Origin of the sequence: Nonomuraea sp. K271, assembly GCF_009908215.1 — a bacterium.
GTDB lineage: Bacteria > Actinomycetota > Actinomycetes > Streptosporangiales > Streptosporangiaceae > Nonomuraea > Nonomuraea longispora.
Genome location: NZ_JAAAHR010000014.1, coordinates 76,983 through 94,280, shown reverse-complemented (window position 1 = coordinate 94,280; position 17,298 = coordinate 76,983). Strand labels below are relative to the sequence as shown.

Annotated in this window: 14 protein-coding genes; 9 read left to right on the top strand and 5 right to left on the bottom strand. The window is 70.8% G+C overall.

Annotated elements, in window-relative coordinates:
- Nucleotides 1-230 precede the first annotated feature (230 nt).
- On the top strand, nucleotides 231-1,136 hold the full coding sequence (locus tag GUY59_RS07420) for a tetratricopeptide repeat protein (protein ID WP_138200123.1): 906 nt from the start codon (nucleotides 231-233) through the stop codon (nucleotides 1,134-1,136).
- Between the two features lie 21 nt (nucleotides 1,137-1,157).
- On the opposite strand, the gene GUY59_RS07415 is transcribed toward GUY59_RS07420, so the two are convergent.
- A complete protein-coding gene (locus GUY59_RS07415) occupies nucleotides 1,158-2,564 on the bottom strand; it encodes a glycoside hydrolase family 28 protein (protein ID WP_138200124.1) in 1,407 nt (468 codons plus the stop codon).
- A 547-nt stretch (nucleotides 2,565-3,111) separates the two neighbouring features.
- Nucleotides 3,112-4,113, bottom strand: a complete 1,002-nt coding sequence (locus GUY59_RS07410) for a helix-turn-helix transcriptional regulator (RefSeq protein WP_138200125.1) — start codon at nucleotides 4,111-4,113, stop codon at nucleotides 3,112-3,114.
- A gap of 116 nt (nucleotides 4,114-4,229) precedes the next feature.
- On the opposite strand from GUY59_RS07410, the gene GUY59_RS07405 reads away from it, so the two are divergent.
- Together GUY59_RS07405 and GUY59_RS07400 are read left to right on the top strand one after the other, a co-directional pair.
- Nucleotides 4,230-6,413, top strand: a complete 2,184-nt coding sequence (locus tag GUY59_RS07405; RefSeq protein WP_252374875.1) for an ATP-binding cassette domain-containing protein — start codon at nucleotides 4,230-4,232, stop codon at nucleotides 6,411-6,413.
- Nucleotides 6,414-6,650: 237 nt separating this feature from the next.
- Nucleotides 6,651-7,175 carry a hypothetical protein gene (locus tag GUY59_RS07400; protein WP_138200126.1) on the top strand — a complete coding sequence of 175 codons (525 nt, stop codon included), beginning with the start codon at nucleotides 6,651-6,653 and terminating at the stop codon, nucleotides 7,173-7,175.
- A 139-nt stretch (nucleotides 7,176-7,314) separates the two neighbouring features.
- Here the strand turns inward: GUY59_RS07400 and GUY59_RS07395 are convergent, their stop codons facing one another.
- Nucleotides 7,315-7,497, bottom strand: coding sequence for a hypothetical protein (locus tag GUY59_RS07395; RefSeq protein WP_138200127.1), 183 nt, complete (start codon nucleotides 7,495-7,497; stop codon nucleotides 7,315-7,317).
- Nucleotides 7,498-7,582: 85 nt separating this feature from the next.
- Nucleotides 7,583-8,560 (bottom strand): aldo/keto reductase, encoded by a 978-nt coding sequence (locus GUY59_RS07390; protein WP_138200128.1) that lies wholly within the window; start codon nucleotides 8,558-8,560, stop codon nucleotides 7,583-7,585.
- A 106-nt stretch (nucleotides 8,561-8,666) separates the two neighbouring features.
- On the opposite strand from GUY59_RS07390, the gene GUY59_RS07385 reads away from it, so the two are divergent.
- Entirely contained in the window at nucleotides 8,667-9,143 is a 477-nt protein-coding gene (locus tag GUY59_RS07385) for a GNAT family N-acetyltransferase (RefSeq protein ID WP_138200129.1), read from the top strand.
- An 83-nt stretch (nucleotides 9,144-9,226) separates the two neighbouring features.
- Here the strand turns inward: GUY59_RS07385 and GUY59_RS07380 are convergent, their stop codons facing one another.
- Nucleotides 9,227-9,493: a hypothetical protein gene (locus GUY59_RS07380; RefSeq protein WP_236666919.1), complete on the bottom strand. Its 267-nt coding sequence runs from the start codon at nucleotides 9,491-9,493 to the stop codon at nucleotides 9,227-9,229.
- A 224-nt stretch (nucleotides 9,494-9,717) separates the two neighbouring features.
- On the opposite strand from GUY59_RS07380, the gene GUY59_RS07375 reads away from it, so the two are divergent.
- Genes GUY59_RS07375 through nirD form a run of 5 tightly spaced genes read left to right on the top strand, consistent with a single transcriptional unit; the run spans nucleotide 9,718 to nucleotide 17,203 of the window.
- The gene (locus tag GUY59_RS07375; protein ID WP_138200130.1) at nucleotides 9,718-11,028 is read left to right on the top strand and encodes an MFS transporter; all 1,311 of its coding nucleotides are present in this window, start codon (nucleotides 9,718-9,720) and stop codon (nucleotides 11,026-11,028) included.
- Nucleotides 11,015-13,042, top strand: coding sequence for a molybdopterin oxidoreductase family protein (locus tag GUY59_RS07370; protein WP_138200131.1), 2,028 nt, complete (start codon nucleotides 11,015-11,017; stop codon nucleotides 13,040-13,042). Before GUY59_RS07375 ends, GUY59_RS07370 begins: the two co-directional genes overlap by 14 nt.
- Nucleotides 13,039-14,433 carry an FAD-dependent oxidoreductase gene (locus GUY59_RS07365; RefSeq protein WP_132331468.1) on the top strand — a complete coding sequence of 465 codons (1,395 nt, stop codon included), beginning with the start codon at nucleotides 13,039-13,041 and terminating at the stop codon, nucleotides 14,431-14,433. The genes GUY59_RS07370 and GUY59_RS07365 overlap by 4 nt, the downstream gene beginning before the upstream one ends.
- On the top strand, nucleotides 14,430-16,859 hold the full coding sequence (gene nirB / locus GUY59_RS07360; RefSeq protein ID WP_138200132.1) for a nitrite reductase large subunit NirB: 2,430 nt from the start codon (nucleotides 14,430-14,432) through the stop codon (nucleotides 16,857-16,859). The genes GUY59_RS07365 and nirB overlap by 4 nt, the downstream gene beginning before the upstream one ends.
- Complete coding sequence (gene nirD / locus GUY59_RS07355) at nucleotides 16,856-17,203, top strand: nitrite reductase small subunit NirD (RefSeq protein ID WP_138200133.1); 348 nt, start codon at nucleotides 16,856-16,858, stop codon at nucleotides 17,201-17,203. Before nirB ends, nirD begins: the two co-directional genes overlap by 4 nt.
- Nucleotides 17,204-17,298: the final 95 nt, after the last annotated feature.

Sequence of the window (17,298 nt, the reverse complement as noted above, 5' to 3'; positions counted from 1 at the left end):
ACGACGACCCATGCGTTCTCCCCGACCTGCCACAGGTGCTCGCCACCGATGACCTCGTCCGCCGGGCGTCCGAAGAACACCCCGAACCACTCCAGTGCCTTCGTGAGGTCGCTCACCGGCATGACGCTGTACAGGTCCACGAGGACCACTCCCTTCTGTCGTTTCGGAGGGTGGACCACTTCCCCGCGCAGAACTCACCGGTGAAGCGTTTGGTGAGTCATGGTGGAAGGATGAGTGACAAACGTGGGGCGCTGGCGTGGGCCGGTGGAGCAGTGGGGGCGTTACTCTGCGCGGTGGGCGGGACGGTGCTGGTCAGCAGGGGTGCAGGAGTGGGCTACTTGGCTGTGGTCGTGCTGACCGCGCCGGCGGCGGTGTACGCCTGTACGCGTGCCTGGCGCGCTGTGACCTCCGGAGACGGGGCTGCGGACGACCGGCGTGCCGCGGGAGAGGACGGGCCCGACGCCGCCTCGGCGCCCGGGTCCTTGAGCCTGAAGACAGCCGAGGCAGAGGTGGACGCCCTCACCCGGGCGCTGGGGCCGGAACATCCGGACACCCTCGCATGCCGGGACGCACTGGTGAAGGTGATGGAGGAACTCGGAGAGTGGGACATCGCCGCCACGGAGATGCTGATGGTGGCCCGTGTACGTGCCCAGGTGCTGGGTAACGAGCATCCCGAGACGCTGGCGAACCGGCACACCGCCGGCCTCCTGATGGCGGCGGCGCAGCACTTCGAGCAGGCCGAGGCCATGCATCGGATGGTGCTGGAGGCGCGGAGCCGGGTACTGGGTGAGGAGCATCCGGACACGCTGTCCAGCCGGTACAACCTCGCGAGGGTGCTGGGCGTGCAGGGCAAACTGGAGGAGGCTGAGGCCGAGAACCGGACGTTGTACGAGGTGCGCCGCCGGATGCTGGGTGAGGAGCATCCGGACACGCTGGCCGGCCGGTACGACGTGGCGCGGGTGCTGGCGGTGCGGCGGAAGCTGGAGGAGGCCGAACGCGAGCACCGGGCGGTGCTGGAGGCGCGGAGCCGGGTGCTGGGTGAGGAGCATCCGGACACGCGGGCCAGCCGGCTAGAACTGGATGTCGTGCGGCTGGCTATCAGAGCGAGCGCGTTGCCCACCGATGAGAGCGAATGAACAAACGATTCGTTCCCGCCGTCAGGGCACGACCAGTGGCTCGCCGTTGGCGGTGACGTTCTTGAGCACCAGGTCCTCGACGTGCTCCACCACGACCGGCGTCGCGGTGGCGCCGAAGTCCACGTCGGTCAGCGTGACCCCGCGGATCGGGGCGTCGGCGTAACCGCGCAGGTTGAGCGCCCGGTTGGCGGTCCGTACGGTCACGTCCCGGACGTCGATCCCGCCCACCTCGGGGTTGTAGCCGTGGCCGGGTCCCTCCTCGTAGTGGAAGTTGACGTCGATGACGGAGCCGCCCACCTGGCCGATCTCGAGGTCTCTGGCGTGGAACCCCTCGATGAACCCGCCGCGCACGGAGTTGGTCTTGAAGCGCAGCGCGATGTCGAGGTTCGGGCTGGACATCGCGCAGTCCCTGATGAAGACCTCGCGTACGCCGCCGGACATCTCGCTGCCGATCGTCATGCCGCCGTGCCCGTCACGGAAGGTGCAGTTCTGGACGACGATGTGCTCGCTGGGCACGTTCACGCGGCGGCCGTCGGCGTTGCGTCCCGATTTGATCGCGATGCAGTCGTCGCCCGTGTCGAACGTGCAGCCGCGGATCACCACCATCCGGCTTGACTCGGGGTTGCAGCCGTCGTTGTTGGGGCCGTGCGACTCGACCGTGACGTTCTGCACGAGCACGTTCCGCGACAGCGTGGGGTGGATCTCCCACATCGGTGAGTTGACGATGGCGACGCCCTCGATGAGGACGTTGTCGCACCGGTAGGGCTGAACGAAGGACGGGCGCAGGTAGCCGCCCTCGCCGTATCTGCGCCGCCTGACCGGCACGCCTCGCTCCGCCTGCGCGAACAGCTCGGCCCTGGCCTCGGCCTGGTGGGGCTCGCCCGGCTCCCAGCCGTCGTCGCCCGACCCCTTCCACGGCCACCAGTGATCCTGGTCCGCCTGCCCGTCGAGCACGCCTGACCCGGTCACGGCGACGTTCCGCTGGCCGTACGCGTAGATCAGGGGGGAGTAATTGTAGAGCTCGACGCCCTCGAACCTGGTCAGCACCAGCGGGAGGTACGCCTTCGGGTCGGTGCTGAACAGCAGCCTGGCGCCCGCGGCCACGTGCAGGTCGACGTTGCTCAGCAGGTGGACGGCACCGGTCAGGAACCGTCCTTCCGGCACGTCCACGTGCCCACCGCCGGCCGCGTGGCAGGCCCTGATGGCGGCACGGATGGCTTTCGTGCAGTCCGTCACCCCGTCCCCGACCGCGCCGAAGCCTCTGATGTCGAACCGGCGTCGCGGGAACCTCGGCCCGCGCACCCTGGCCACGATGTGGTTCGCCCGCGCCCACGGATCGGACGCGGCGTGCACGGCACGCGCGTCGAGGACCGGGACGGCGAGGGCGGACATCGCCATGGCGCGCATGGCGTTACGGCGGCTCAACATGGGGCGGCTCCCTGCCTGCTCGGGACACCCCGGATGCTAGGCCAACCCGTTGCAGTGATCCAGGGGTGTGGGCCACATCGGGCCAGGATGAGGGCGGCAACCGTTTGCATGAGATTGAGCCCCTGCTACGGTCCGGGCATGGTGGAACGGCCGCGTTATTCCGCTGCGGACCTCACCGTGCTGAGCTGGGACGAGGCCGTACGCAGGCGCCCGGCCATGTACTTCGGCGTCGACCGGTGGAGCCCCGAGCTTCCCACCAGCATCCCTGATCGCCGTGATCAGGGATGCCCTCCACCTCGCGGACGGCGAACACCGGAAGGCGAGCACCGAGATCACCGGTCGGGGGCGGTGATCGTGCACCGGCCTTCGGATGGGCCAACGTCGCTCAGGCCGGCGCTGCCGCTGATGGAACGCCTCGGCATCGCCACCGCCGACGAGGTCGGCACGGACACGCTGCCCGAGCGCCTGCCCGCCGAGGTCCACGCCGAGCACGGAGTAGTGGCAGGCCCCTACCTGTACGGCGCCTGGGCGACGGTGCGACGAGCCGTCAGGGCCGCCTCGTCTCCCCGCCGCGGCCGGGCACCGACGCCAGGAGCCGTTCGCCGAAGGCGCGGCAGGCGGCAAGGAGGTGCGGCGCCGCGTCGATCTCGAAGTCGGCGTCCAGGAACGCGAGGTTGAGGATCAACCACGGCCAGGAGTCCAGGGCGAGAGTGATCCGCGTGTGCGTGTCGTCCACGGAGTGAATCTCGGCGTCCTGGAACTTGAGGGCGTCGACGACATCGGCGGCCGGGGCTTCGACCAGGACGGTGACGGGTTCCTTGCTCCTGTTGAGTCCTTGTCGCAGATAGTCGGACGCTGACTCGGCCGGCAGCGGGCGCGGCGTGTAGCGGCGGCCGGTCCCGGCCGGGCCGGTGACCCGGTCGAGGCGGAAGACGCGCCAGTCGGCACGGTCGAGGTCCCAGGCCAGCAGATACCAGCGCAGCAGATGGTGAACCTGCCGGTAGGGCTCGACGCGTCGTTCCGTGCGTTCGCCGCGGGCGTCGGTGTAGGAGAACGTCATCGTCTCGCGGTGCGCGATGGCTTCGCCGGCGATGCCCAACTGCCGGGCGGCGACGCTCGGTGCGCGTTGAGGGCTCGTCTCCAGGCTGGCGCGGATGGAGGCGACCTGCGGGCGGAGCCGGGCGGGGAGGAACTGGTCGAGCTTGCCGTACGCGCGGGTCGCGGCGGCGTCGACGCCTTCCCCGGTTGCGGTTGCCGGTTCTTCGGGCGGCTCGGCGGCGGCCAGGGAGGCCAGGGCCAACAGGGTGGCCACCGCCTCGTCGTCGTCGAGGACGAGCGGCGGCATCGTACGGCCGGAGGCGAGCCGGTAGTAGCCGCCGGGGCCGGGCTGGGTGTCCACGGGGTAGCCGTAGCCGCGCAGCCGGTCGATGTCGCGCCGCAGGGTGCGCGGGCTGACGCCGAGCCGCCGGGCCAGTTCTTCGCCGGTGAACGCCCGGCCCGTCTGCAACGTCGACAGGAGATCCAGCATGCGTTGGGTGACGTCCGCCATGCCCTCATCCTCCCACCGGTCGCGGTCAGAATGTGGCCGCATCTGCTCGTAGCCTCGCAACCATAAATGAGTGCAGCATCATCATCCGCCGGGCCACGACCAACAACCTGGCCGACGTGGACGTCGACATTCCGCGTAACCGGCTGGTCGTCTTCGCGGGTGTGTCAGGTTCGGGCAAGTCGTCGCTGGTGTTCGACACGATCGCCGCCGAGGCGGGATACCAGATCAACGAGACGTTCCCGCCGTTCGCCCGTAACCGGTTGCCGAAGTGGACCCGCCCCGACGTCGAGCACATCGAGGGGCTGACCCCGGTTATCGTCGTCGATCAGCGCCGGATCGGCGGCAACGCGCGCTCGACCGTCGGCACGATCACGGACGCCTGGACCTACCTGCGGCTGCTGTTCTCCCGCCTCAGCCGTCCGTACGTGGGCGAGTCGAACCACTTCTCCTTCAACGACCCCGCCGGCATGTGCCCGGCCTGCTCCGGCCTCGGGCAGGTGATGGTCACCGCCGTCGAACGGTTCCTGGACCTGGACAAGTCGCTCGCCGAGGGCGCGATCCTGCTGCCCGGCTTCGGCAACGGCGGCTACTGGTACTCCCAGTACGCCGACATCGGGACCTTCGACCCCGAGACCCCGCTCCGGCAGTGGACCCCGGCCGAACGCGAGGCGCTGCTGTACGGCGGTCAGGCGGCGGCCCGGATGGGACGCAGGCCGCCCAAGGGCTACGAGGGCGTCGTCGAGCGGTTCGAGCGGATCTACCTGCACACCTCCGACAACCTGTCGGAGCGCAAGCAGGAGACCATCCGCCGCCTCACGCGCGCCGAGACCTGCGAGGAGTGCGCCGGCGACCGGCTGAACAAGGCCGCGCGGACGGCCACCGTGCTCGGTCACACGATCGGTGAGATGGCCCGCATGGAGATCACCGCACTGGCAGGGCTCGTCCGTGCGATCGACTCGGCCCGCGTCGCGCCCGCCGTGGCGGCGCTGACCGCCCGGCTGGACGGCATGATCAAGATCGGGCTGGGATATCTCACGCTCTCCCGGGCGACCACGACGTTGTCCGGAGGGGAGTCGCAGCGCGTCAAGATGGTCAGGCACCTCGGCTCCAGCCTCACCGAAATGACCTACGTCGTCGACGAACCGAGCGTGGGACTGCACCCCACCGACGTGGAGTCGATGATCAGAATCCTGGTACGGCTGCGCGACCGCGGCAACACCGTCCTCGTCGTCGAGCACGACCCTGTCGTCATGGCCCACGCGGACCAGGTCATCGAACTGGGACCCGGCGCCGGAGAAGGGGGCGGGCGGCTCGTGTTCCAGGGAAGCTTCGCCCAACTCGGGAACGCGGACTCGCCGACCGGCCGCGCCCTCGCCACGCCCCGGCCGCTCAAACGCACGCCCCGGCCCGCCACGGGCCACATCACCGTCGCGGACGCCACCCGCAACAACCTGCGCGACCTCACCGTGCGCTTCCCCACGGGCGTGCTGACCGTCCTCACCGGCGTCGCGGGATCCGGCAAGTCCAGCCTCGCCAGGGAACTGGTGGCCCAGCACGGCGCGACCGTGATCGACCAGAGGCCGGTCAGCGCCAACCGCCGATCCACCCCGATCACGTACACCGGCGTCGCGCCCGCCATCCGCCGGTTGTTCGCCCGGCGCAACGGCGTCCCCGCCGCCCTGTTCAGCGCCAACTCCGAAGGTGCCTGTCCCGGCTGCGGTGGGCTCGGCGTCATCTACACCGACCTCGCCTTCATGGACGGGCAGGAGGTCGCCTGCGAGACCTGTCACGGCCGCCGCTTCACGCCGGAGGTCCTCGCCCACACCGTGGACGGACTGTCGATCGCCGACGTCGACGACCTCACCGTCGACCAGGCCGTAGCCCGGCTGCCCGACCCGGGCATCGCCCGCGCGCTGGGGCAGTTGTCCGCCGTCGGGCTGGGGTATCTGCGCCTGGGACAGTCGCTGAGCACGCTCTCGGGAGGGGAGTGCCAGCGCGTCAAGATCGCCAAAGAGCTGCGCGAGGCCCGGCAACCCACCGTGTACGTGCTCGACGAGCCCACCACCGGGTTGCACATGGACGACATCGGCACGCTCCTGCACGTGCTCGACGAGCTGGTCGAGCACGGTCACACCGTCGTCGTCATCGAGCACAACCTTGACGTCATCCGCCAGGCCGACTGGCTCATCGATCTCGGCCCGGGGCCCGGCAGGCACGGGGGAACCGTGCTCTTCCAGGGGCACGTCGCCGGCTGCGCAGGCCGGGACACCCCCACCGGCCGCGCCCTCGTCCCCGGCTGAGCTTTATCTCCGGAAAGAGCACTCACCAATTCGGGCGCCCGCTGCAGAAAGGCGGAATGTACGCGGCCCGTTATCCCGGCGCATGTGGATCCTGGGGTGGTGTGTGGCCACTGGTGAACCAGCCGGGCAACCGCCGGAAAAACATTGGAGGCGAGGCTTTCGGCAGCGCCGGTTCGCGTCGATAGTGGGGAGGTCGGCCTCCGGTCATAGATTCCTGGACACAGGGGAAGGAAGCCCATGCCCAATCATGAGGAGTTCAAGGACGGGATCTATTCGGAAGTACAAGCCCTGGAAGTCCGCACGCAGGCGGCGAAAGAGCTGCAAGGTCACGTCGGCGACGGCGGCTGGGACGAGAGTGTGGCCGGCGTCGTCAACGGCTATCACGACAGCGTCGAACAGTGGGGAGCGCGCCTGTCGTCGCTGCTGGCCCAGGTGGAGCAGGCACGACTGGTGACACCCGGCTTCGATTTCGAGCGCTTCGCCGAAGTGCTCGACGCGCCCGGCAGACGCATGGAGAACGTGCACGAACAACTGGCGGAGCAGACGGCCATCGCTCAGGAGGAGCTGGTGAGGCGGCTGGCCGCCGCCCAGGACGCCGTCAGGAAGGAAAACGGCCACGTGTTCCGCGAACTGGCCCAACACGTCAGGCAGGCCGGGCGGCCCGGTCATTCCGACTCCGAACCGGAGCGAAATGCGGAACGGCCGGAAGAGGTCCGCGACGATGAACCACCGGAAAGCCCGGACCTCTGGAACAAAAGTTAGCCGGTGCCGGCGGAGTCTCAGGCGGATGTGGAAAGCGCTCTTACCGAGCGTGCGAAGAAGGCGCGCACATTCACCATAGGGCCGTGAACCGTCCGCGACGCCCGGGGCGGCGCGGACGGTCGTGCGTGAGGCCGGGGCGTCATGCGGCCGCGTGCCGCCGCCCCGGCAGGCCGGTAGGCGTGGCGTGGGGCTCGGCGGCCAGGCTGCGGAGCTGGTCGGCGAAGGCGAGGGCCTGCTCGGCCGTCAGGCGCGGCTCGGCGCCGACATAGAAGACCACGATGTCGCCCGCGGGCGATCGCACGGCGTTGAAAGGAGAGATCATGATGCCGACGATTCTGCCCGATACGACCGACAGTTTGGGGGGCGCGGACTTAGCAGCGCCTCCACCACCTCGTACGGCCAGGCGCCTACCAGCGGTGGTGGACCTGAGGACGGATCAGGTCGTCGTAGACGGCGCGCACGGCCTCCAGCGTCGCGGCGTCCAGCGGGGGCAGGTCCGCGGCGGCGGCGTTCGCGGTGGCCTGGCCCGGGTTGCGGGCGCCGGGGATGACCACCGAGACGCCCTCCTGGTCGAGGATCCAGCGCAGCGCGAACTGGGCCATGCTCGCACCCGGCGGCACCAGCGGAGCCAGGCGGCGCACCGACTCCAGGCCGGTGGCGAAGTCGACGCCCGAGAAGGTCTCGCCGACGTCGAACGCCTCCCCGTGCCGGTTGAACGCGCGGTGGTCGTCGGGGGAGAAGGTGGTGTGCTCGTCGTAGCGGCCCGACAGCAGGCCGCTGGCCAGCGGGACGCGGGCGATGATGCCCACCCCGGCGGCGCGGGCGGCCGGCAGCACCCGCTCCAGCGGCTTGAGCCGGAAGGCGTTGAGGATGATCTGCACCGTCGCCACGCCGGGCCTGGCGATCGCGGTCAGCGCCTCCTCACAGGTCTCGACGCTCACGCCGTACGCGGCGATCCTCTTCTCGGCCACCAGCGTGTCGAGGGCGTCGAACACGGCGTCCGTCGAGTAGACGGGCGTCGGTGGGCAGTGCAGCTGCACCAGGTCGAGCGTGTCGACGCCCAGGTTGCGGCGGGAGCGGTCGTTCCAGGCGCGGAAGTTGGACAGCACGTAGTTGGCGGGGATCTGCTCCACCCGCCGCCCCATCTTGGTGGCCACGGTCAGCCCGGGACGATCCTTGACGAAACGGCCGACGATCTGCTCGCTGCGCCCGTCGCCGTAGACGTCCGCGGTGTCGATGAACGTGACGCCACCGTCCACGGCCACCTCGAGGGTCGCGCGGGCCTCCTCCTCGCTGACCTCGCCCCAGTCGGCGCCGAGCTGCCATGCGCCGAGGCCGACCACGCCGACCTGCCGACCGGTACGTCCCAACACGCGGTGTTCCATGTAGCGTCCTTCGTTTGCGGGTGCCTGTGATCCAGTGTCCCGTATGGCGGCCGCATGGCAGGACGCGAGCATGGGCCACCGGTGACCCCTCGCTACGCTGAAACTCATGATTCGCCCCGCCACGCCCGCCGACGTGCCCGTCATCGCCACCCTGATCCGTGAGCTCGCCACGTACGAGAAGGCCGAGCACGAGGTGCGGGTGACCGAGGAGCAGCTGCGCGCGGCGCTGTTCGGCGACGCGCCCGCCGTGTTCGCGCACATCGCCGAGCACGACGGCGAGGTCGCCGGGTTCGCCCTGTGGTTCCTGACCTTCTCGACGTGGAAGGGCGTGCACGGCATCTACATGGAGGATCTGTTCGTACGCCCCGGGCACCGGGGCGGCGGCCACGGCCGGGCACTGATGGGCGAGCTGGCCAGGATCTGCGCCGAACGCGGCTACGAGCGGCTCGAATGGGCGGTGCTCGACTGGAACGAGCCGGCCATCGGCTTCTACGAGAACCTCGGCGCCGTACGCCAGGAGGAGTGGCCGCACTACCGCCTGAGCGACGCCCCGCTGCGGCGCCTGGCGGACCGGCCCTCCTGAGCGGCCCTCCTGAGCGGCCCCTGCTGAGCGGAGGGCGCGGCCACGCAGGTCACGGAGTGTGCGTGACCTGCGTGACCTCCGCCTCACACGCCGGCGTGCGCCCTCGCGCGGGTGTCCGCCTGGTCGTACATCTCGGACTCCGGGCCTTCGAGCTCGCGGTGGGTCTCCTCGATGCGGAGCGCCACGCCGAGCGCGAAGAACGACGGCGCCCACTCGCCGATGAAGATCCCCCAGCGGTCGGCCCGGTCGATGCCCGCCGCCTCCATCTTCTTCGACATGAGCCAGGTCGCGAAGGACATGGCGATCGACGCCACCCCCGCGGTGTACATGTGACCTGACTTGATCCCCATATGATGAAGCTTCTTGATCATTTTTCTCCCCCCTTGCTGGAGTGCTGTTACCCGGAGGGGGACGTGATAAGCGATCATTTCCGGCATGTTTCCGCCGTGACACATGTGCGTGGCTTGTTACCGCAGTGCGTCACCCGTAACGAACGCACGGCCACGGACCGTCAACGTGCGTAACGCGCCCTTCCTAGCTTGGTGATCCCGGACGCCGAGCGTAGGAGAGGTCGATGGCGCGCTGGATCGCCGACTGGCACCCCGATGACCCAGCCTTCTGGGAGAGATCAGGCAGACGGGTCGCGCGGCGCAACCTGATCGTCTCGATCGTCGCCGAGCACCTCGGCTTCACCGTGTGGACGTTGTGGAGCATCGTCGCCACGCGGATGGGCTCGTACGAGTTCTCCACCGACCAGTTGTTCTGGCTGGTCGCGCTGCCCAACCTGATCGGCTCGGTGTTGCGCGTCCCCTACACGTTCGGCCCCGCGAGGTTCGGCGGGCGGACGTTCACCGTGGTCAGCGCCCTGCTGCTGCTCATCCCGGCGGCGCTGCTCGGCGTGGCGGTCAGCGACCCGGGCACGCCGTACTGGCTCTTCCTGGTCATCGCGGCCCTGGCCGGGGTCGGCGGCGGGAACTTCGCCTCCAGCATGGCCAACATCACCTACTTCTACCCGCGCGACAAGCAGGGCGTCGCGCTCGGGCTGAACGCGGCGGGCGGCAACATCGGCGTCAGCTCCGTCCAGCTCGTCATGCCGCTGGTGATCGGCTCGTTCGGGCTGGCCGCCGCGGGATGGTTCTGGATCCCGCTCATCGTCGTGTCCGCCGTCTGCGCCTGGTTCTTCATGGACAACATCACCAGCGCCAGGGCCAGACCCCGCGAGCAGCTCGCCGTCGCCGGCAGGGCCCAGACCTGGATCATGTCGTTCCTGTACGTCGGCACGTTCGGCTCGTTCATCGGCTACTCCACGGCCTTCCCGCTGTTGAGCGCCAGCCTGTTCGCCGACGCCCCGTACGCCGCGGTGGCCTTCGCGGGGCCGCTGATCGGTTCGCTGGTCAGGCCGGTCGGCGGCTGGCTGGCCGACCGGTTCGGCGGCGCACCCGTCACGTTGTGGAACTTCGCCGCGATGGGCGGCGGGGTGCTGCTGGTGTGGCAGGCCGGCGCGTCGGGCGGCTTCTGGCTGTTCTTCCTGGCCTTCCAGACGTTGTTCCTGACCTCCGGCATCGGCAACGGCTCCACGTACCGCATGATCCCGGCCATCTTCCAGGCCAAGGCGGTGGCCGAGCGCGGGGAGGGCGAGGAGGCCCTGCTGTACGGCAAACGCCAGGCCTCGGCCGCCATCGGCATCATCTCGGCCGTCGGCGCGCTCGGCGGGTTCCTGATCAACCGGGCGTTCGGGATGTCGTTCGCCGCGGCCGGCGGCCCCGCCCCGGCGTTCCTCGCCTTCGGCGCCTTCTACGTGTGCTGCGGCGCGCTGACCTGGTGGTGCTACATGCGCAAGGTCGGCGTCTCCGTGATCGGGAGTCTCGCCCATGTCCGGGTCTGACGCGACGAGGACGCACTGCCCGTACTGCGCGTTGCAGTGCGGCATGGAGCTCGGCCGCGATCTGTCCATCGCCCCCAGGACCGACATCCCGGCCAACGCCTCCGGCGCGCTGTGCCAGAAGGGGTGGACGGCGGCCGAACTGCTCACCAACGGCGAACGCCTGACCACCCCGCTCCTGCACGGCGAGCCAGTCGCATGGGAGGTCGCGCTCGACCACGTGGCCGGCCGGCTGTCCGGCATACGCGCCGAGCACGGCCCCGACGCCGTGGCCGTGTTCGGCGGCGGAGGGCTGACCAACGAGAAGGCGTACGCGCTGGGCAAGTTCGCCAGAGTCGCGCTCGGGACCGGCCAGATCGACTACAACGGCCGCTTCTGCATGTCGTCGGCGGCGGCCGCCTCCACCAGGGCGTTCGGCATGGACCGTGGGATGCCGTTCCCGGTCACCGATCTGGCCGGGGCCGACGTGGTGCTGCTCGCCGGGCTGAACGTGGCCGAGACCATGCCGCCGTTCCTGCGGCACCTGTCAGGGGCGCGGCTGATCGTCATCGACCCGCGGCGGACGAGGACGGCCAAGGAGGCCTGGCTGCACCTGCAGCCCGCGCCCGGCACCGACCTGGCGCTCGCCCTCGGGATGACACACCTGATCCTCGCCGACGAGCTCGTGGACGAGGAGTACGTCGCCGCGCGGACCACCGGGTTCGAGGATCTGCGCACGTCGCTGGCCGGCTGGTGGCCCGAGCGGGTCGAACGGATCACCGGCGTGCCGGTCCACCAGATGCGGCACGCGGCCAGGGCGCTGGCGGCCGCCGGCAGCGCCTACGTCCTGACGGGGCGCGGCGTCGAGCAGCACGCCAAAGGCACCGACACGGTGAGCGCGTTCGTCAACCTGGCCCTGACGCTGGGCCTGCCCGGCAGGCACGGCTCCGGGTACGGGTGCGTGACCGGGCAGGGCAACGGGCAGGGCGGGCGCGAGCACGGGCAGAAGGCCGACCAGCTGCCCGGCTACCGCAGGATCGACGACCCGGCGGCCCGCGAGCACGTGGCCGCCGTGTGGGGGGTGCGCCCCGGTGACCTGCCGGGGCCGGGGCGCTCGGCGTACGAGCTGCTGGACGCGCTCGGCACCCCGCGGGGGCCGCGCGCGCTGCTGCTGTTCGGCTCCAACCCGGTCATCTCGGCGCCGGCGGCCGAGCACGTGGCCGAGCGCATCGGCGCCCTCGACCTGCTCGTGGTCTGCGACGTCGTCATGTCCGAGACGGCGGCGCTGGCCGACGTGGTGTTCCCGGTCACGCAGTGGGCCGAGGAGAGCGGCACCATGACGAACCTCGAAGGGCGCGTACTGCTGCGCCGCCGCGCCGTCGACCCGCCCCCGGGCGTGCGCAGCGACCTGGACGTCATCGCCGGGCTCGCCGGGCGGCTCGGCCACCACTTCGACAGCGAGCCGGCCGCCGTGTTCGACGAGCTTCGCCGGGCCAGCGCCGGCGGGCTCGCCGACTACTCCGGCATCACGTACGAGCGCATCGCCGGCGAGACCGGGGTGTTCTGGCCGTGCCCGTCGGCCGATCACCCGGGCACGCCGCGGCCGTTCCTCGACTCCTTCGCCACGCCGGACGGCCTGGCCAGGTTCGTGCCCGTCCAGCACCGGCCGCCGGCCGAGGAGACCGACGACGACTATCCCGTGCACCTGACGACCGGCCGGGTGCTCGCGCAGTACCAGAGCGGCGCGCAGACGCGCAGGATAGCGCCGCTCGTGCGGGCCGCTCCCGAGCCGTACGCCGAGCTCCATCCCGACCTGGCCGAACAGCTCGGCATAGCGCAGGGGGACGTCGTGCGGGTCAGCAGCCGGAGGGGCGAGGCCAGGGCCGTGGCCAGGATCAGCGACGCCATCAGGCGCGACACCGTGTTCATGCCCTTCCACTGGGAGGGCGCCAACCGGCTCACCAATCCTGCCCTCGACCCGGTGTCAAGGATGCCGGAGTTCAAGGTCTGCGCGGTCAGAGTGGAGAGGGACTCATGAGACTCGTCGTCGTGGGCAACGGGATGGCCGGGTCGCGGCTGGTCAGCGAGGTGCGCGCCCGTGATCCCCACATGAGGATCGCGGTGTTCGGCGCGGAGCCGTGCCGGCCTTACAACCGGGTGCTGCTGTCCAACGTGCTGGCCGGCAGTTCGCGGCCGGAACAGGTACGGCTGGTGGACGCCTCCTGGTACGAGGCGCACGACGTGGAGGCGGTCCTCGGCGCCACGGTCACCGGGATCGACAGGGAGGGCGGACACGTGGTGACCGCCTGCGGGCGTCGCGAGCCGTACGACCTGCTGGTCCTCGCCACCGGCAGCGACGCGATCGTGCCGCCGATCCCCGGCGTGGAGCGGGCCATCCCGTTCCGCACGCTGGGCGACTGCGAGCGCATCGTGGCCGCCGCGGGGCACGCCCGCAGGGCCGTGGTCGTCGGCGGCGGCCTGCTCGGCGTCGAGGCCGCCCGCGGGCTGGCCGGGCGGGGCCTGCCGGTGACGCTGCTGCATCTGGCGGGCCACCTCATGGAGCGCCAGCTCGACGTGGAGGCCGGTGAGGTGCTCGGCGAGACGCTGGCCGGGCTGGGTGTGGAGATCCGCACGGGGGTCAGCGCCGAGGCGGTGCTGGAGGACGGCGTCCGGCTGGCCGGCGGCGAGCTGGTCGAGGGCGACCTGGTGGTGCTGGCCTGCGGCGTGCGCCCGGTGACCTGGCCGGCCGAGCGGGCGGGCCTGCGGGTGCGGCGCGGGGTGGTCGTGGACGACGAGCTGCGTACCGACGATCCGTCGATCTTCGCGATCGGCGAGTGCGCCGAGCACGACGGCACCGTCTACGGCCTGGTCGCTCCGGCCTGGGAGCAGGCCGCCGTGGCAGCCGACGTCATCGCCGGCGGCAAGGCCCGCTATCGCGGCTCCCGGCTGGTCACCCGGCTCAAGGCCAGGAGCGTCGAGCTGGCCGCGATGGGCGAGACCCAGCTCGGCGAGGAGCACGCCGAGGTGGTGCGGTTCAGCCACCGGGCCCGTGGCACCTACCGCAAGCTCGTGATCCGCGACGGCCGGTTGGTCGGCGCGATCCTGCTGGGCGAGAGCGACGTTGTCGGCACGCTCACCCAGCTCTACGACCGCGGCGGGCCGGTGCCCGGCGACCGGGCCGGCCTGCTGTTCCCGGGATCGTCGGCGACGCCGGTCGCCGACAGCCCGACGCTGATGCCGGACGCGGCCAAGGTCTGCCAGTGCAACAACGTGACCAAGGGCCAGATCAGGGCGTGCTGGGAGGCGGGAGCGCGGGACGTGGCCGCGGTGACGGCGGCGACCCGAGCCACCACCGGATGCGGCACCTGCCGCGACGCCGTGGAGGGCATCGTCGACTGGCTGTGCGAGCAGGAAGGGGTTTCGGTATGAGCAGAATCGTCGTCGTGGGGTACGGGCCGGCCGCGCACCGGTTCGTGGAGACGCTCACCGCCAGGGGCTTCGACGGCCGGATCACCGTGATCGGGGAGGAGCCGCGCCCGGCCTACGACCGGGTGGCGCTGACCTCGTACCTGTCGGGCACGACCGCGGAGGACCTCACCTACCCCGTTCCCGGCGGAGTCGTGACCAGGCTGAACACCCGTGTCACCGCGATCGACCGGAGGGCCGGGCACGTCGTCACCGAGGACGGCGGCGCTGAGCCGTACGACATGCTCGTGCTGGCCACCGGCTCCGCGCCGTTCGTGCCGCCGGTGCCGGGGGCCGGGCAGGCCTTCGTCTACCGCACCATCGAAAACCTCGACGCCATCAGGGTGGCCGCCAAGGACGCCGCCGAGGGCGTCGTCGTCGGCGGCGGCCTGCTCGGGCTGGAGGCCGCCGACGCGCTGCGGTCGCTCGGGCTCAAAACGCACATCGTCGAGATGAGCCCCTGGCTGATGCCCCGGCAGGTGGACGAGGGCGGCGGCTCGGTGCTGAAGTCCCACATCGAGGGGCTCGGGCTGAGCGTGCACGCGGGCGCGGGCGTCCAGGAGATCGTCACCGACGCCCAGGGCCGGGTCACCGGGCTGCGCAAGCCCGACGGCAGCCTGCTCGACGCGCAGGTCGTGGTGTTCTCCGCGGGCATCAGGCCGCGCGACGAGCTGGCCAGGTCTGCCGGGCTGGCGGTGGGCGAGCGCGGCGGCATCGTGGTCGACTCCGCGATGCGCACCTCCGATCCCTCCATCTACGCCGTCGGCGAGTGCGCGCTGGCCGGCGGCATGGTCTACGGGCTCGCCGGGCCGTGCAACACGATGGCCGAGGTGGCGGCCGAGCAGGTCATGGGCGGCAGCGCGGCGTTCGAGGGCGCCGACCTGTCGACGAAGCTCAAGCTGCTGGGCGTCGAGGTGGCGCAGTTCGGGGCGATGGACGGCGCGCTCGACGTCACCTACATGGACCCGGTGGCCGGCGTCTACAAGAAGTTGTTCATCAGCGACGACGCCCGGACGCTGCTCGGCGGCATCTGCGTGGGCGACGCCTCGCCGTACACGACGTTGCGGCCGTACGTCGGCAGGCCGCTGCCCGCCCCTCCGTCCGACCTGCTGTTCACCGGGGCGGGGGCGGCGGACCTCGACCTGCCCGACGACGCGCAGGTGTGCTCGTGCAACAACGTGTGCGCGGGCGACATCCGCACCGCCGTCGCCTCGGGCGGCGCCGCCGACGTGCCCGGCCTCAAGGCTTGCACCAGGGCGGGCACGACCTGCGGCAGTTGCGTGCCGATGCTCAAACAGCTGCTGGAGAAGGCGGGCGTCGAGGTCGGTAAGAGCCTGTGCGAGCACTTCACGTACTCGCGGGCCGAGCTGTTCGACATCGTACGCGTCCGCGAGATCACCACGTTCTCCCAGCTCGTCACCGAGCACGGGCAGGGCAGGGGCTGCGACATCTGCAAGCCGGCCGTGGCCTCGATCCTGGCCTCCCTGCACAACGGGCACGTGCTGGAGGGCGAGCGGGCCGCGTTGCAGGACACCAACGACGCGTTCCTCGCCAACATCCAGAAGAACGGCACGTACTCGGTCGTGCCGCGCATCCCCGGCGGCGAGATCACGCCCGACAAGCTGATCGTGATCGGCGAGGTGGCCCGCGACTTCGGCCTCTACACGAAGATCACCGGCGGGCAGCGCATCGACCTGCTGGGAGCCAGGATCGAGCAGCTGCCGGAGATCTGGCGCCGGCTGGTCGACGCCGGGTTCGAGTCGGGCCACGCGTACGGCAAGGCGCTGCGCACGGTGAAGTCGTGCGTGGGCTCGACATGGTGCCGCTACGGCGTGCAGGACTCCGTGGGCATGGCCATCGCCCTGGAGCTGCGCTACCGCGGGCTGCGCTCCCCGCACAAGATCAAGTCGGCCGTCTCCGGCTGTGCCCGCGAGTGCGCGGAGGCCAGGTCGAAGGACTTCGGGGTCATCGCCACCGAGCAGGGCTGGAACCTCTACGTCGGCGGCAACGGCGGCTTCCGGCCCCGCCACGCCGACCTGCTCGCCAAGGACCTGAGCACCGACGAGCTGATCAGGACCATCGACCGTTACCTCATGTTCTACATCCGCACCGCCGACCGGCTGCAGCGGACCGCCGCCTGGATCGAGTCGCTGGACGGCGGCCTCGACCACCTACGCGAGGTGATCATGGAAGACACGCTCGGCCTCTGCGCCGACCTCGACGCCCAGATGGAGCATCACATCGCCACGTACGCCGACGAATGGCAGGCCACGCTCGACGACCCGGACAAAATCAGCAGGTTCGTCAGCTTCGTGAACGCGCCCGGCGTGCCCGACCCGTCGATCGTGTTCGGCAGTGAGCGCGGCCAGATCAGGCCGGTGATGGCGTGAAGAGCTGGACGCCGGTCTGCGACTACGACGCCCTGCTGCCGGAACGCGGCGTCTGCGCCCTCGTCGGGGACGTGCAGGTGGCCGTCTTCCGCACCCACGACGGCGCCCTGCACGCGCTGGCCAACCGCGACCCGTTCAGCGGGGCGTACGTGCTCTCCCGCGGCATCGTAGGCACCAGGAAGGGCGAGCCGACCGTCGCCTCGCCGCTGCACAAGCAGGTGTTCTCCCTGGTGTCCGGGAGGTGCCTCGACGAGAACCCAGTGGAGGGCGCGGCGGAGGGCGCGGTCACGGTGCCCGTCTATCCCGTACGGGTGGCCCGGGGCCGCGTGGAGGTCAGCGTTTAGCGCACCCGGCCACGGGCAGCCCTCCTGCTTGAGTCGCGGGGAGCACGGGGAACACGGGGGTGCCGGTTGACTGCTGACGACTCCTTGTTCTGCGA

Excerpts from the sequence above, each read along its gene's own strand:
- GUY59_RS07390 (WP_138200128.1), bottom strand. The coding sequence starts at position 8,560 with ATGGAACACCGCGTGTTGGGACGTACCGGTCGGCAGGTCGGCGTGGTC.
- nirB (WP_138200132.1), top strand. The coding sequence starts at position 14,430 with ATGAGCAGAATCGTCGTCGTGGGGTACGGGCCGGCCGCGCACCGGTTC.
- GUY59_RS07370 (WP_138200131.1), top strand. The coding sequence starts at position 11,015 with ATGTCCGGGTCTGACGCGACGAGGACGCACTGCCCGTACTGCGCGTTG.
- GUY59_RS07365 (WP_132331468.1), top strand. The coding sequence starts at position 13,039 with ATGAGACTCGTCGTCGTGGGCAACGGGATGGCCGGGTCGCGGCTGGTC.
- GUY59_RS07380 (WP_236666919.1), bottom strand. The coding sequence starts at position 9,493 with ATGGGGATCAAGTCAGGTCACATGTACACCGCGGGGGTGGCGTCGATC.
- GUY59_RS07385 (WP_138200129.1), top strand. The coding sequence starts at position 8,667 with ATGATTCGCCCCGCCACGCCCGCCGACGTGCCCGTCATCGCCACCCTG.
- GUY59_RS07415 (WP_138200124.1), bottom strand. The coding sequence starts at position 2,564 with ATGTTGAGCCGCCGTAACGCCATGCGCGCCATGGCGATGTCCGCCCTC.
- GUY59_RS07375 (WP_138200130.1), top strand. The coding sequence starts at position 9,718 with ATGGCGCGCTGGATCGCCGACTGGCACCCCGATGACCCAGCCTTCTGG.
- GUY59_RS07420 (WP_138200123.1), top strand. The coding sequence starts at position 231 with ATGAGTGACAAACGTGGGGCGCTGGCGTGGGCCGGTGGAGCAGTGGGG.
- GUY59_RS07395 (WP_138200127.1), bottom strand. The coding sequence starts at position 7,497 with ATGATCTCTCCTTTCAACGCCGTGCGATCGCCCGCGGGCGACATCGTG.
- GUY59_RS07410 (WP_138200125.1), bottom strand. The coding sequence starts at position 4,113 with ATGGCGGACGTCACCCAACGCATGCTGGATCTCCTGTCGACGTTGCAG.
- GUY59_RS07400 (WP_138200126.1), top strand. The coding sequence starts at position 6,651 with ATGCCCAATCATGAGGAGTTCAAGGACGGGATCTATTCGGAAGTACAA.